This window comes from Micromonospora fiedleri (genome assembly GCF_016774385.1).
Classification (GTDB): domain Bacteria; phylum Actinomycetota; class Actinomycetes; order Mycobacteriales; family Micromonosporaceae; genus Micromonospora; species Micromonospora gifhornensis.
Map to the genome: position 1 here is coordinate 175,375 of NZ_JAETXL010000010.1, position 14,114 is coordinate 189,488.

The window sequence follows — 14,114 nt, forward strand, 5'->3', positions numbered from 1 at the left end:
GCCCGAGTAGACGGTGGTGATGTGCCCCGGCCGGCCCGGTTCACACTTCCGGGCCGACCGGAGGCCTCCAGCTACTGACGATCGATCTGATGACCGATCACGGTGGGGCCGAGCATCACGGCGAAACCGGAACCGTCACGACGGGGATCGGCGGTCGGCAGCTCGACCGGTTCACCATTGGCCGTCGAACCCACCGGGCGAGGACCGATCCAGGCGACGACCACGTCGGTCTCACCCTTGAGGAACCGCTGCGCGCGCACCCCGCCGGTCGCCCGCCCCTTCGCCGGGTACGCCGCGAACGGCGTCACCTTGACCGTGGCGCCGGTGGAGGTGACCACCATCGGCTCACCGTGCTGCGGATCATCCGTGCGCACCGCACCGAAGTACACCACCTGCGCCCCGTCCGGCAGGGCGACACCGGCCATGCCGCCACCCTTGAGCCCCTGCGGGCGAACCGTGCCGGCGGGAAAACGCAACAGCGACGCCGCGCTGGTCAGGAAGGCGAGGGACTCGGCACCGTCGGTCAACCAGGTCGCCCCGACCACCTCGTCGCCGTCCCGCAGCCCGATCACCTCGAACTCGTCGGAACGGACCGGCCAGTCCGGGGCACACACCTTGACCACCCCCTGACGGGTGCCCAACGCCAGACCGGGTGAACCCTCGGCCGTCGGACCGAGCGGCGCCAGACCGACCACGCTCTCCCCCGGCTCCAACGGCACCAACTCGGCCGCGGACATCCCACCACGCAGCGACACCGTGCCCGCCTGCTCCGGCAACACCGGCAGCGGCAGCACGTCCACCTTGAACGCCCGACCGGCGCTGGTCACCAGCAGCACCCGCCCTCGGGCGGTGGAGTGCACCACCGCGCGTACCGCGTCGTGCTTGACCCGGCCGTGCCGACGCCGCCCCTCGGCGGCCTCCTCCGACTCGGCCGCGGTCCGCGCCACCAGACCGGTGGCGGACAGGATCACCTGACACGGGTCGTCGGCCACCTCCAGCGGCCCGGCCGGGGCGGAGGCGGCGAGCACCTCCTTGAGGTCACCGTCGACAAGCGTGGTCCGACGCGGGGCGGCGAACTGCTTGACCACCGCGGCCAACTCGTCGGAGACGAGCTTCTTCAGCACGTTCTCGTCGTCGAGGATCGTGGACAGCTCGGCGATCTCGGCGCGCAGCTTCTCCTGCTCGGCCTCCAACTCCAGCCGGTCGTACTTCGTCAGTCGACGCAGCGGGGTGTCCAGGATGTAGCTGGCCTGGATCTCGGAGAGCTTGAACTTCTGCATCAGGCCGTCCTTCGCGGCCTGGGCGTCCTCGCTGGCCCGGATCAGCTTGACCACCTTGTCGATGTCGAGCAGGGCGATCAGCAGACCGTCGACCAGGTGCAGCCGCTCCTGGCGCTTACGCCTGCGGTATGCGCTGCGCCGGGTCACCACCTCGTAGCGGTGCGCCAGGAACACCTCCAGCAGCGCCTTCAGCCCGAGGGTGCGCGGCTGCCCGTCGACCAGCACCAGGTTGTTCACGCCGAAAGACTGCTCCAGCGGGGTGAGGCGGTACAGGTCGGCCAGCAGCGCCTGCGGGTTGACCCCGACCTTGCACTCGATGACCAGGCGGGTGCCGTTCTCCCGGTCGGTCAGGTCCTTGACGTCGGCGATCCCGGTGAGCCGCTTGGTCTTGGTGACCTCGTTGGTGATGGCCGCGATGACCTTCTCCGCGCCCACCCCGTACGGCAACTCGACCACGGTGATCGCCTGCCGACCCCGGCTGCCCTCCAGCGGGCCGATCTCCACCTTGCCGCGCATGCGCACCACGCCCCGGCCGGTCTCGTAGGCGCGGCGCACCTCGTCGAGGCCGAGCAGCAGCCCACCGGTGGGCAGGTCGGGGCCGGGCACGAACTCCATCAGCTTGTCGAGGGTGGCGTTGGGGTGCCGGATCAACCAGCGCGCCGCCGAGACGACCTCCCCCAGGTTGTGCGGGATCATGTTGGTGGCCATCCCGACCGCGATCCCGGAGGTGCCGTTGACCAGCAGGTTCGGGAAGGCGGCCGGCAACACGGTGGGCTGGGTCAGCGAGCCGTCGTAGTTGGGCTCGACGTCGACGGTCTCCTCACCCAACTCGCCGACGAGCAGCATCGCCTCCCGCGACATCCGCGCCTCGGTATAGCGCGCCGCTGCCGGTCCATCGTCCGGACTCCCAAAATTTCCATGTCCGTCGATGAGTGGGACGTTGAGGGAGAAGTCCTGCGCCATTCGGACCATGGCGTCGTAGATCGCGGTGTCGCCGTGCGGGTGGTAGCGCCCCATCACGTCACCGACCACGCGGGCCGACTTGACGTGCGCCCGGTCGGGCCGGAAGCCCGACTCGTACATGGCGTACAGGATGCGCCGGTGCACCGGCTTGAGGCCATCGCGGGCGTCCGGCAGGGCCCGGGAGTGGATGACCGAGAAGGCGTACTCCAGGTAGGAGTCGGAGACCTCGGTGACCAGCGGGTTGTCGAAGACCCGCGCGCCGGCCCGGTCGAACGCGGAGTGGTCGACCTTCGTTTCCTTGCGGCGTGCCATGGTTCAGCTTTCCTTCCGAAGAACCCGTTGGTCAGGCGTCGATGGCGTCGCGGTCGACGCGGTCGGCGGAGTCGATCAGCCAGTTGCGGCGCGGCTCGACCTTCTCCCCCATCAGCAGTTCGAGGATGCGCTCGGCGGCGTCGACGTCCTCCAGGGTGATCCGGCGCACCGACCGGGTGGCCGGGTTCATCGTGGTCTCCCACAACTCGTCGGCGTCCATCTCACCGAGACCCTTGAACCGGGGAATCGGGGTGACGATCTGCTTGCCGGCCTTCTCCAGCTTGCGGACCGTCGCCTCCATCTCCGCCTGGGTATAGGTGTAGACGGTCTCCGGGTTACGCCCCTTGGTGGTGATCTTGTGCAGGGGCGGCATCGCGGCGTAGAGCCGACCCGCCTCGATCAACGGCCGCATGTACCGGGCGAACAGGGTGATCAGCAGGGTCCGGATGTGGGCGCCGTCGACGTCCGCGTCGGCCATGATGAGCACCCGGCCGTACCGCAAGGCGGACAGATCGAAGGTACGCCCGGAGCCGGCACCGAGCACCTGCACGATCGCCGCGCACTCGGCATTGTCCAGCACCTGCTGAAGGTTGGCCTTCTGCACGTTGAGGATCTTGCCGCGAATCGGCAGAAGCGCCTGATATTCGGCAGAACGGGCAAGTCGCCCTGTGCCCAGGGCGCTGTCCCCTTCCACGATGAATAATTCACTTCTATCGATACCCGAGGCGCGGCAGTCGACCAGTTTGGCCGGCATGGCGGCGCCTTCGAGGGCGGTCTTGCGGCGGGCGGCGTCCTTCTGCTGCTTCTGGGTCAGGCGCACCCGCGCGGCGTCGACGATCTTCTGTAGGACCGTACGCGCCTCGGTCTTGGTCTTGCGGTCCTCCAGCCAGGACTTGAGGTGCTGCTCGACCAGGCCCTGCACCACCTTGGTGACCCCGGCGGTGGACAACTCGTCCTTGGTCTGCGAGGTGAACTGCGGCTCGGGCACCCGTACGTGCACCACCGCGGTCATGCCCTCCAGCACGTCGTCCAGGGTGGGCGCGTCCTCCTTGGCCTTGAGCAGGCCACGGGTGTTGCGTACGGCATCGGCGAGGGTACGCGCCAACGCCCGCTCGAAGCCCTTGCGGTGGGTGCCGCCGTGCGCGTTGCGGATGGTGTTGGTGAAGCACTCGACGGTGCGCTCGTAGCCGGTGCCCCAGCGGAACGCCACCTCGATCTCGGCGCGCCGCTGCACGTTGGACTGCATGACGCCGTTGGCGTCGGCGGCGTTCTCCCGGTAGGTGCCTTCGCCAGTGACCAGCAGGGTGCCGGAGACCGGCCGGTCGCCGGCCGGGGCGAGGAACTCCACCATGTCGGTGAGCCCGTTGGGGTAGTGGAACTGCTCCTTGGTGGGTTCCTCGGCGGTGAGGTCGCGCAGGGTGTAGCTGACCCCGGGCACCAGGAAGGCGGTGTGGCGCAGCTTGGCGCGGACCGCGTCGTGGTCGAGGGTGGCGCCGGTCTCGAAGTAGCGGGGGTCGTACCAGTAGCGGATCGAGGTGCCGGTGCGCTGGCCACGTTTCATCGCGCCGACGACCTGAAGGCCCGGGCCGGGGGTGAACGGCGCGTCCGGGCCGTCGCCGTCGAAGATGCCCGGTACGCCGTGGCGGAACGACATGGTGTGCACCTTGCCGCTGCGGCGCACGGTGACGTCGAAGCGGCGGGACAGTGCGTTGACCGCCGAGGCGCCCACGCCGTGCAGACCGCCGGAGGTCTTGTAGCCGGAGCCGCCGAACTTGCCGCCGGCGTGCAGCCGGGTGAGCACCAGCTCGACGCCGGAGATGCCGGAGCGGGCGTGCACGTCGGTGGGGATGCCCCGGCCGTCGTCGTCGACCTGCACCGAGCCGTCGGCGTGCAGGGTGACCTCGATCGTCGTGGCGTGGCCGGCGACGCCCTCGTCGGTGGAGTTGTCGAGGATCTCGTTGACGAGGTGACCCACGCCACGGCTGTCGGTGGAGCCGATGTACATGCCGGGCCGTTTGCGGACGGCGTCCAGCCCCTCAAGGTGCGTGAGGTCGTCGGCCCCGTACAGGGTCTCTGGCTCTGCGGTCAACTCCGTCGTACTCCCCGGTCTCGGCGATGCGCTGCCCCGCACCGTCGGTGGTTGGCCCAGCGTGGGACGGCCGCAGCGAGCGTAGCCGTACGCCCCGACAGGTGATGCGGACACCCGCGCGGCGCGCCGCAGGAGGCCGCTGCTGGTGGTACCTGCCGCGGTCAACGCCCCGGCGCCGCGCCTTATGCCCGGCGCCGCCTCCGGTGTGGGCTGGGATTTAACTCCCGCCTGACCCAGATGTCACATCTGTTTCCCGCTGTTGACGTACGTCACACCTGCGTGATTCCATCACGCACAAGAGGATCTTTCATATTTCGATGAATGGATGGGGATGCCATGTCCGGGTTGCGTCGTACCGCTGCCGCGATGGCCCTGGCCGTCGCCGCGGCGACCCTTTCCACCGCCGTGACCACCGCCGCCCCGGCGACCGCGGCATCGCCCACCGCAGCGGTCGCCCTCGGCGACAGCTTCATCAGCGGCGAGGGTGCCGGGACGTACCAGCCGGTGGTCGACGTGACCGGGGTCGCGCGCAGCTTCCCGGGCTGGACCGCGGCGAACAGCAACGCCTTCTTCTGCCACCGGTCGGCCAACGCCTCACTGCACAAGGCGTCGCTGCCCGGCATCCAGGACCGGTTCAACCTGGCCTGCTCCGGAGGCCAGCCGCACGACATCGCCGCCGCTTCCTCGGCGCGTACCAGCGGCCGTCAGGTGGCCGCCCAACTCGACCAACTCCGGGCCGTCGCCCGCACCCACGACATCGACCTGGTGCTGATCGGGCTGGGCTCCAACAACAGCTCGTTCACCTTCGGCGGGGTCGCCGAGAAGTGCGCCAACCGGTTCATCGCCGACGCCTGGACCGGCTGGTGGGAGTTCTGGGCGTACCTCAACGGCCCGGTGGAGCAGAAGCCCTGCACCGACGCGGACCTGGCCACCGCCGCCCAGATCAGCGCCGCGACCGCCGAGACCACCGCCGCGGTACGCCAGATCCTGACCACCCTGCGCGAGGTGGACGCCGACGGTCAGCACCGGGTGGTGCTCCAGGACTACACGAACCCACTGCCGCTGGACCTGGCCTCGCCGTACCACTCCGAGGACAGCCGGGACGACACCCGGGACAAGTTCCGCGCCCTCGGCGCCGAGCGGTACGCCGCCGGCTGCCCGATCCACCGGGCCAGCCTCGCCCCCGGCCACCGCTTCTCCCAGGGGCTCGGCACCATCGTGCGCTCCACCCGGGACACCCTGGCCGCCGAGTTCCCCGGTGCCGACCTGGTCTACCTCAACGTCCAGCGGGCCTTCGACGGCGCCCGGCTCTGCGAGAACTCGAACAGCCCGACCGGCACGCTGGCCACCCCGATCCGGCTGATGGACAACCCGCCCAACGGCACCTTCGTCACCAGCCTCTCCGGCAAGGACAAGATCGCCATTCAGCGGATCGCGAACACCTGCGTGACCTACTTCCAGACCTGCCAGGAGTCGTGGCACCCGAACGCCGCCGGGCACCAGGTGCTCGGCCAGTGCCTGTCCGGCGCGGCCACCACCACCGCCCGCTCGGTGGCCTGCGTACGGGCCTCGAACGGCACGATCAGCGTCTCCTGACCATCCGGGACCGGCCCGCATCCCGTGGGTGCGGGCCGGTCGCCGTCACCGCTCAGGGCGCAGGCGGGGCACCGAGCGCGAGCAGCACCGGGCCGGTCGGTGAGTCGACGAGATCCGCCAGGCTGACCTGGTCGAGCACGGCGAGGAACGCCTCCTGCGCCCGGCGCAGCTCGACCCGCAACCGGCAGGCCGCCCGCAGCGGGCAGGCCGGCGCCTCGCAGTCGACCACCTCACCGTCGCCCTCGAACGCCCGGACGACCTGCCCGACGGTGTAGATCGCGCCGTCCGCGGCGAACGCCACCCCACCGGAGCGGCCCCGGATGGTCACCAGCACGCCGAGGTGCTGCAACCGCTGCACCACCTTGGCCACGTGGTTGCGGGGCAGCGCCAGTCGCTGCGCCAACTCGTCCACCGTGGTCCTGCGGCCGGAGGCGGCGGTCAGCATGGCGATCCGCATCGCCATGTCGGTGGACCGGTTGAGCTTCACCTTTCGACCTTACGGTGGCCGCGCGCCGCACCGGCCGCCGGTGTGATCCGCGCGACCGGCGATCCGGGACCTTCGACCCTAAAGAGGTAACTGCAATACCTGTTTTTGTGGGCGCGTCCGTAACGTTCGTCCCGAAGGAGAACATCGTGCTCACCCAGTCCTCAGCAGAGGTGGTTACGGCGACCCTGCCCGCCGTACGGGCGCACGGCGAAGCCATCACGCGCCGGTTCTACCAGCGGATGTTCGCCGCGCATCCCGAGCTGCTCGACCTGTTCAACCGGGGCAACCAGGCCAGCGGCAGCCAACAGGCGGCCCTGGCCGCCGCCGTGGTCGCGTACGCCGAGCACCTCATCGGCGCGGGCGCCACGCCGTGGGGTCCGGTGCTGGACCGCATCGCGCACAAGCACGCCTCCCTGGGGATCACTCCGGCCCAGTACACCGTCGTGGGCCGGCACCTGCTCGCCGCCGTCGGCGAGGTGCTCGGCGACGCGGTCACCCCGTCCGTCGCGCTCGCCTGGGACGAGGTCTACTGGCTGCTCGCCGTCGAACTGGTCGCCCGGGAGGCCCGGCTCTACGCCGCCGCCGGGCTGACCGAGGGCGAGCCGGTGTGGCGCCCGTGGCGGGTGACGGCGCGCCGGCAGGAGACCCCCGACGTGGTCTCGTTCACCGTGACGCCCGACGACTCCGGCGAGGTGCCCACCTTCGTGCCGGGCCAGTACACCTCGGTCGCGGTCGACCTCGGCGGCGGCCGCGGCCGGCAGATCCGCCAGTACAGCCTCGCCGGACGCCCGGGTGCCGCGCACTGGCGGATCGCCGTCAAGCGGCTGCGCGGGATCGACGGCGCACCGGACGGCCAGGTCTCGACCTTCCTGCACGAACACGTGACGGTCGGTACGACGCTGCAGCTCAGCCCACCCTTCGGCGAGGTCAACGCCGTCGCGGGCGACGGCCCGCTGCTGCTGGTCAGCGCCGGTATCGGGCTGACCCCGGCGATGGCCGCGCTGGAACATCTGGCGGTCACCGCGCCGCAGCGCCCGGTGGTGCTGGTGCACGCCGACCGGGCCGGCGCCGCCCACGCGCTGCGCGGCGACCTGCCGCGCCTGCACGCCGCGCTGCCGAACCTGCGCACCAGGCTGTGGTACGAGGACACCAGCGACGTCGCCCTGCCCGGGGTGCCCGTCGAGGTGACCGGCGGCCGGGTGGACCCCGAGTCGATCCCGCTCTCCCCCGACGCCCACGTGCACCTCTGCGGGCCACTGCCGTTCATGAACATCGTCCGGGGTGGACTGTTGCGCCGGGGCGTACCGGTGGAGCGGATCGCCTACGAGGTGTTCGGTCCGGGCATGCTGCGCGGCTAGCGTGCCGACCCCGGCGGGTCGCTCGACCCGCCGGGGCCACCCCCGCCGCACCCTACTCGCGGGTAACCTGTACGGGTGAGCGCGACGGTGGAATATGTGCAGGATTTCGTCCAGGTCGACGGCGCCCGCCTCGGCATCCAGGTCTACCCCGAGCCGGTCGGCCCGGCAGGAGCACCGGTGGTGCTGGTCGCGCCGGCCATGGGGGTACGGGCGCGGTACTACCGGCCGTTCGCCACCGCCCTGCGCGCCGCCGGGCTGGCCGTGGTCGTGGCCGACCTGCGCGGCACCGGCGAGAGCACCCCCCGACCGAGCCGGGCCTGCCGGTACGGCTACACCGAACTGGCCGCCGACATCGGTGCGGTACGCACAGCCCTCAAGGCCCGCTTCGACGGTCGGCCCACCCTGCTGCTCGGGCACTCCCTCGGTGGACAGGCCGCCGTGCTGCACCTGGCCCTGCACGGCGAGCAGGAGGTCGACGGGTTGGTGCTGGTGGCCGTCGGCATCCCGTACTGGCGGGACTTCACCGGCCCACGGCGGTACGGCGTGTTGCCGTACACCCAGGGCATCGCCGCCACGACCCGGCTGCTCGGGGTCTGGCCCGGCTGGGGATTCGGTGGCCGGCAGGCGCGCGGGGTGATCCGCGACTGGGCGCACACCGCGCGGACCGGCCGTTTCCCGCACCTGGACGGCGTCGACACCGAGGCGGCGGTGCGGCAGATCCGCACCCCGGTGCTGGCGGTCAGCGTCGACGACGACCAGTACACCCCCCATCCGACGCTGGACCGACTCTGCGCCAAGCTCGCCGCGGCTCCCGTCGTACGCGAGCGGCACGGTGGCCCGGACGGCGTCGCGCTGGACCACTTCACCTGGGTACGGCATGCCGCCGAGCCGCTGGCCGCGCGGGTCGCCGCGTTCGCCGCCACCCTTCCCGCACGCTGACCCAAGCCGTCCCCGACCCCACGATTAGTGCCCCGCATCGGGGGTAAGCCGCAGCGCTCGAAACGGCTGAGGGGGACACATCATGTCGGACACGCACACCACCCTGCGATCCATGCACGACCTGGGCCTGGCGGCCTGGTTCGGCGGCTCCCTGATGGGGGCGTTCGGCGTCAACGGCGCCGCGGCCCGGGTCGGCGACTCGACCCAGCGAATCCCGGTGGCTTCGGCCGGCTGGTCCAAGTGGACGCCGGTCAACGCCGCCGCCATCGGCGCCCACCTCGCGGGCGCGGTCGGTGAACTGGTCACCGAGAGCCCGCGGATGGCCGCCCAGCGCGGCGTCGGTCGGGCGAGCACGCTGAAGACGGCCCTGACCGTCGGCGCCCTCGCGGCGACCGGTTACAGCCGGATGCTCGGCAATCGGCTGTCCAGGGCCGGCGGCACCAGCGTGGCCGGCGTCACCGAGCCGAACCAGCAGACGCCGCAGAACGTGGCCGCCTGTCAGCGGCAGCTCAAGCTGCTCCAGTGGGCGATCCCGGCGCTCACCGGCGCGCTGATCGTGGTCACCGCGTACATGGGTGAGCAGCAGAAGCCCGGGCAGGTGCTGCGCGGCGTGCTCGGCCGGGCCAACGGCCTGATGCAGACACCGAAGACGATGGCCAAGGGCGGCGGCCTGATGCAGATGTCGAAGGCGATGAGCCGCAACGGCCACTGACACGGCGGTGACGCGGGCGGTCCGGCGGCGCAGGGCGAGGTCGCGCCGCGCAGGCCGAGGGGCAGCATCCGGACCGCCGGCCGGCAACCGGCGCCGATCAGCGAGGTGGCCATGACGGACAGGGACAGGCAGGACCAGGGCCCCGAGGGCGTCGAGCCCTGGGGGACCACGGACGGCTTCGATGCCGACCCGCCGTGGGGCGTCGGCGCGGACTCGCCGATGGATGAGGGCAGTGAGCCGACCGCCGTGGCGGAGGGTCGGCGTGGTGAGCGGCGGGCGGGTGAGACCCCTCGGGAGCATCCGCCCGCCGGCCGGCACGGGTTCGGATCGGTGGAGCCGACCCGGACGCCGGCGGCCGGCCCGGGCGCACCGCCGGATCCGGCGCCGCCGAGCCGCTCGTTTCCGGAGGAGGTGGCCGGCGAGGATCTGCCGGACAACGCGCTGGAGGAGGCGACCGGCATGCGTCCGGAAGGGATCTCCCGGCGCGGCTGAGCGCGGCCTCGGGACGGCTGAGCACGGCCTCGGGACGAGCCCGCGCGGCTGAGCGCGGCCTCGGGGACGGCCCGCTCAGCGGCGCGATCGTCCGGCGGGTACCCGCCGGGCGGCGAGCAGCTCGGTGAGCCGTTCGGCGTCGCGCTGGGCCTGCCCGGCACAGCAGTTGTTGAACAACACGTGCAGCTCGTCGGCCTGCTCGGCAAGCTCGGTCAGCAGTTCCGACCAGATGCGCAGTTCCCGGTCGCCGTAGACGTACCGGAAGCGGTCTTCCTTGTCTCCGCCGTCCCAGGCGGTGCTGTGCCCGTGCATCCGCACCATCGCCAGCTCGGCGGTGGCGTGCAGGATCGGTGGCACCGACTCGGGGTGGCCCTGCGGCATGTCCACGCAGCAGAACGTGAGCCCGTGGTCGCGGAGGAAGGCCAGCGTCTCCAGCGCCGCCCGACCGTCGAACCAGGACCCGTGCCGTAGCTCGACGGCGACCCGCCACGGCCGGCAACGGTCGGCCAGTTCCGCGATCCGCCGCCGGGCCGCGTCGCCGCGGGCCAGCCACGGCGGGAACTGCAACAGCACCGCGCCGAGCCGGTCGGCCGCCGCGATCGGGTCCAGCGCCGCGCGGAACCGCCGCCACAACTCGTCGTACGCCGTCGGCGGCAGGTCACGCCGACGGATCTGGGCCGGCCCGCCGACCGGGCGCAGGTCGGCGGGAAGTGTGGCGACCGGGGTCGGGTGGCCGGTGAAGAGGCGGTACGCCTTGACGTTGAAGGTGAAGTCGTCTCCGGTGGCGTCCACCCAGCCCTGGGTCGTCTCCGGTGCCGGCACGGCGTAGTACGACGTGTCCACCTCGACCAGAGCGAACCGGCCCGCGTAGTAGCTCAGCCGACCGGCCGGGGTGTTCGCCTCGCGTGGATACCAGCCGGAGCGCAACAGCGTCCGGTCGGCCCACGAGGACGTGCCCACCTTGATGACAGTCATGTAGTTCAGTGCACCGCCACCCGCCGGGATCGGCAACCGCTGGCGGGATCGGCCCTGACGCCGGGAATTTTGGGCCGGCGTCCACGAGGTTTGGGCCGGCGTCCACCGGGGAGCCCACTGGTTGGCGACAGCGGACGACAGGAGGCAAGGATGCGTGCGCTACGGCTGCCTGCATGGAAGAGCGACCCGGAACTGGTCGAGGTCGACGAGCCGACACCCGGCCCGGGCGAGGTGGTGGTGAAGATCGGCGCCGCCGGCGCATGCCACTCCGACCTGCACCTGATGCACGACTTCGAGGCCGGTTCCCTGCCCTGGAATCCGCCGTTCACGCTCGGTCACGAGAACGCCGGTTGGGTGCACGCCCTCGGCGCCGGTGTGACCGGACTGGAGATCGGCCAACCGGTCGCCGTCTACGGTCCGTGGGGCTGCGGCGTCTGCGCCCGTTGCCGGGTCGGCGCCGAGAACTACTGCGAGAACCCGGCCGCCGCACCCATCCCCGGTGGCGGCGGCGGTCTCGGCCTGGACGGCGGGATGGCCGAGTACGAACTGGTGCCGGACGCCCGGCTCGTGGTGCCGCTGCCCGAAGGGCTGGACCCGGTGCTGGCGGCGCCGCTGACCGACGCGGGCCTGACCCCGTACCACGCGATCCGCCGCTCCTGGGCGAAGCTGCCGCCCGGCAGCACGGCCGTGGTGATCGGCGTGGGTGGGCTCGGTCATGTCGCGGTGCAGATCCTCAAGGCCACCACCGCTACCCGGATCATCGCCGTGGACACCCGCGACGAGGCGTTGCGGCTGGCCGAGGAGTGCGGCGCCGACCAGACGCTGCGCTCGGGTGAGGGGACCGTCGAGGAGATCCGCTCGGCCACCGGCGGCCGGGGCGCGGACGTCGTGCTGGACTTCGTCGGCGCGGACGCCACCATGAAGATGGGTGCCGCTGCCGCGCGTACGGTGGGCGACCTGACCATCGTCGGCATCGGCGGCGGGTCACTGCCGGTGAGCTTCTTCTCCGTGCCGTACGAGGTCAGCATCCAGACCACCTACTGGGGCAGCCGACCGGAGCTGATCGAGGTGCTGGACCTGGGGGCACGTGGGCTGCTTCGGCCGAAGACCACCACGTTCTCCCTGGACGACGCGATGAGCGCGTACCGGAAGATGCAGGACGGCACCCTCGAAGGCCGCGCCGTGATCGTGCCCTGACCACCGGTTCCCGCGCCCTCTAGGATGATCATGTGGTCGCCGCGCTGGAGCTCTACCTGGACCCGGTCGCCACCCGCCGGATCCGGGTGCTCTGGGACGCCCTGGAGGCCGAGGGGGTGCAGAGCCTGCGGTCGCTGTTGGAACAACGGCACCGCCCGCACGTCTCGCTCGCGGTCGCGCCCCGGTTCGACCCCGAGCAGGTGGCGGCGGCGTTGGCCGGTTTCACGGTGGCCGCACCGCTGCGGCTGTCGTTCCAGCACGCCGGGCAGTTCGTCGGCCGGGTGCTCTGGCTGGGCCCGGCACCCACGGCGGAACTGCTGGCACACCACCGACGGGTCTACGACCGACTCGCCGCCGCCGGCATCACCCTGCACGAGCACTACCACCCGGGCCGCTGGATCCCGCACTGCACCCTGTCGATGCGCGTGCCGAACACCCTGATGGCCGCCGCCATCCGCCGCTGCCTGGAAGTCCTCCCCCTGGAGGCCACCATCACCTCAGCCGCCCTCACCGACCACGCCCACAACATCTCCCACCCCCTCCCCTAGCCCCACCCACCCCACGCCCCTTCCTCCCCGCCCCACCCGCTCTCCCCGTCGATCTTGCACTTTTGGTCGCGTATTTGCCCTACTTAGGACTGATTCACGGAGACACAAAGTGCAAGATCGACGGGGAAAGGGTGCGCGGGGAGACAGGGGCGCGTGGGGAGGAAGGGGTGCGTGGGGAGGGGGCGTGGTGGGAGGGGTGGGGTTAGGAGGTGGGGTCGGGGCGGCCTTGGCGCCAGTAGCCCATGAAGGCGACGGCGCGGCGGTCGAGGGCGCAGTCGGAGACCAGGTGGCGGCGCAGGGTACGGATGACGCCCGCCTCCCCGGCCAGCCAGGCGTAGAGCGGGGCCGACGGCGGTACGTCGGGGACCTCCCAGAGGATCGTGGTGTCCACGTCCACGTCGTCGACCGCCCCGGCGCTGGCAACCGCCTCGGCACCGACCTTCGGCGCGCCCGGGGTGGAGTGCTGGTGCTGGCCGCCTGGCGCGGCGAGCAGGTTCCGGGCCGCGTCGGCGACGGCGCCGATCAGGCGGTCGCCGTACTGTCCGCCGTTGCGGGGCAGCCAGGTGACCTCGACGCCGGGGGGCGCGACCAGCGGCAGTACGTCCGCCGCGTCGGGAACCTCCAGCAGCACCCGGCCGCAGGCGTCCAGCGGCAGCCGCTCGCAGATGCCGCTGATCGCCGGGACCGCCGTCTCGTCCCCGGCCAGCAGCAGGCACCCGGTCGACGGCGGCCGGAACTCCCGTCCACCGTGGTCGCCCTCGTAGCCGGCGTCCGGGCCGGCGATGGCGATCTCGTCGCCGGGACGGACCTGCTGGGCCCACCGGCTCGCCGGGCCACCGTCGCCGTGCAGCACCAGGTCGACGTCGAGTTCGTGCAGGTGCGGCCGGACCGCTCGGGCGGTGTAGGTGCGGATCGGGTTGCGCTGGTGCTCCGGCAGCGCCCGCCACTGCGCGTACCAGTCGGGGCCCTGCGGCAGGTAGACCGCCCGCTGGCCGGGCAGCGGCAGGGCCAGCTTGATCCGCTGGTCGTAGCCGTTGTCGGCGAAGCGGTCCAGGTCCGGGCCGGTGAAGGTGACCCGGACGAAGGAGGGGCTGAGCCGGCGTACCGCGCGGATCTCGACGGAGAACAACCGCCACGGTGCGACGGGCAGGGTGTTGGTCATGCTG

General features: G+C 71.8%; 12 protein-coding genes. 7 read left to right on the forward strand and 5 right to left on the reverse strand.

Annotated elements, in window-relative coordinates:
• Window positions 1–71: 71 nt before the first annotated feature.
• Window positions 72–2,555, reverse strand: a complete 2,484-nt coding sequence (locus JMF97_RS25675) for a DNA gyrase/topoisomerase IV subunit A (RefSeq protein ID WP_203223846.1) — start codon at window positions 2,553–2,555, stop codon at window positions 72–74.
• Between the two features lie 31 nt (window positions 2,556–2,586).
• Window positions 2,587–4,644 (reverse strand): DNA gyrase/topoisomerase IV subunit B, encoded by a 2,058-nt coding sequence (locus JMF97_RS25680; RefSeq protein WP_203223847.1) that lies wholly within the window; start codon window positions 4,642–4,644, stop codon window positions 2,587–2,589.
• A 336-nt stretch (window positions 4,645–4,980) separates the two neighbouring features.
• On the opposite strand from JMF97_RS25680, the gene JMF97_RS25685 reads away from it, so the two are divergent.
• Window positions 4,981–6,240 (forward strand): SGNH/GDSL hydrolase family protein, encoded by a 1,260-nt coding sequence (locus JMF97_RS25685; RefSeq protein WP_203223912.1) that lies wholly within the window; start codon window positions 4,981–4,983, stop codon window positions 6,238–6,240.
• Between the two features lie 52 nt (window positions 6,241–6,292).
• Here JMF97_RS25685 and JMF97_RS25690 read toward each other — a convergent pair whose 3' ends face one another.
• A complete protein-coding gene (locus JMF97_RS25690) occupies window positions 6,293–6,727 on the reverse strand; it encodes an RrF2 family transcriptional regulator (protein ID WP_203223848.1) in 435 nt (144 codons plus the stop codon).
• Window positions 6,728–6,873: 146 nt separating this feature from the next.
• Between JMF97_RS25690 and JMF97_RS25695 the strand changes: the two genes are divergently transcribed.
• The 4 genes from JMF97_RS25695 (at window position 6,874) to JMF97_RS25710 (ending at window position 10,228) form a co-directional block, all read left to right on the forward strand.
• A complete protein-coding gene (locus JMF97_RS25695; protein ID WP_307817105.1) occupies window positions 6,874–8,085 on the forward strand; it encodes a globin domain-containing protein in 1,212 nt (403 codons plus the stop codon).
• A gap of 87 nt (window positions 8,086–8,172) precedes the next feature.
• Window positions 8,173–9,024 (forward strand): alpha/beta hydrolase family protein, encoded by an 852-nt coding sequence (locus tag JMF97_RS25700; RefSeq protein ID WP_013732518.1) that lies wholly within the window; start codon window positions 8,173–8,175, stop codon window positions 9,022–9,024.
• Between the two features lie 82 nt (window positions 9,025–9,106).
• Complete coding sequence (locus tag JMF97_RS25705) at window positions 9,107–9,736, forward strand: hypothetical protein (RefSeq protein ID WP_203223849.1); 630 nt, start codon at window positions 9,107–9,109, stop codon at window positions 9,734–9,736.
• Between the two features lie 111 nt (window positions 9,737–9,847).
• Complete coding sequence (locus tag JMF97_RS25710; protein WP_203223850.1) at window positions 9,848–10,228, forward strand: hypothetical protein; 381 nt, start codon at window positions 9,848–9,850, stop codon at window positions 10,226–10,228.
• Window positions 10,229–10,303: 75 nt separating this feature from the next.
• Here the strand turns inward: JMF97_RS25710 and JMF97_RS25715 are convergent, their stop codons facing one another.
• A complete protein-coding gene (locus JMF97_RS25715; RefSeq protein WP_203223851.1) occupies window positions 10,304–11,203 on the reverse strand; it encodes a DUF72 domain-containing protein in 900 nt (299 codons plus the stop codon).
• A 150-nt stretch (window positions 11,204–11,353) separates the two neighbouring features.
• Here JMF97_RS25715 and JMF97_RS25720 point away from each other — a divergent pair, with 150 nt between their 5' ends.
• Window positions 11,354–12,400, forward strand: a complete 1,047-nt coding sequence (locus JMF97_RS25720; protein ID WP_203223852.1) for an NAD(P)-dependent alcohol dehydrogenase — start codon at window positions 11,354–11,356, stop codon at window positions 12,398–12,400.
• A gap of 32 nt (window positions 12,401–12,432) precedes the next feature.
• Window positions 12,433–12,948: a 2'-5' RNA ligase family protein gene (locus JMF97_RS25725; protein WP_013732513.1), complete on the forward strand. Its 516-nt coding sequence runs from the start codon at window positions 12,433–12,435 to the stop codon at window positions 12,946–12,948.
• A gap of 202 nt (window positions 12,949–13,150) precedes the next feature.
• Here the strand turns inward: JMF97_RS25725 and JMF97_RS25730 are convergent, their stop codons facing one another.
• Window positions 13,151–14,110 (reverse strand): siderophore-interacting protein, encoded by a 960-nt coding sequence (locus JMF97_RS25730; RefSeq protein WP_203223914.1) that lies wholly within the window; start codon window positions 14,108–14,110, stop codon window positions 13,151–13,153.
• Between the last annotated feature and the right edge of the window lie 4 nt (window positions 14,111–14,114).

What these genes read in the sequence shown, in the direction of transcription:
- JMF97_RS25715 (WP_203223851.1), bottom strand. Translation starts at nt 11,203, where the DNA reads ATGACTGTCATCAAGGTGGGCACGTCCTCGTGGGCCGACCGGACGCTG.
- JMF97_RS25675 (WP_203223846.1), bottom strand. Translation starts at nt 2,555, where the DNA reads ATGGCACGCCGCAAGGAAACGAAGGTCGACCACTCCGCGTTCGACCGG.
- JMF97_RS25730 (WP_203223914.1), bottom strand. Translation starts at nt 14,110, where the DNA reads ATGACCAACACCCTGCCCGTCGCACCGTGGCGGTTGTTCTCCGTCGAG.
- JMF97_RS25710 (WP_203223850.1), top strand. Translation starts at nt 9,848, where the DNA reads ATGACGGACAGGGACAGGCAGGACCAGGGCCCCGAGGGCGTCGAGCCC.
- JMF97_RS25720 (WP_203223852.1), top strand. Translation starts at nt 11,354, where the DNA reads ATGCGTGCGCTACGGCTGCCTGCATGGAAGAGCGACCCGGAACTGGTC.
- JMF97_RS25685 (WP_203223912.1), top strand. Translation starts at nt 4,981, where the DNA reads ATGTCCGGGTTGCGTCGTACCGCTGCCGCGATGGCCCTGGCCGTCGCC.
- JMF97_RS25705 (WP_203223849.1), top strand. Translation starts at nt 9,107, where the DNA reads ATGTCGGACACGCACACCACCCTGCGATCCATGCACGACCTGGGCCTG.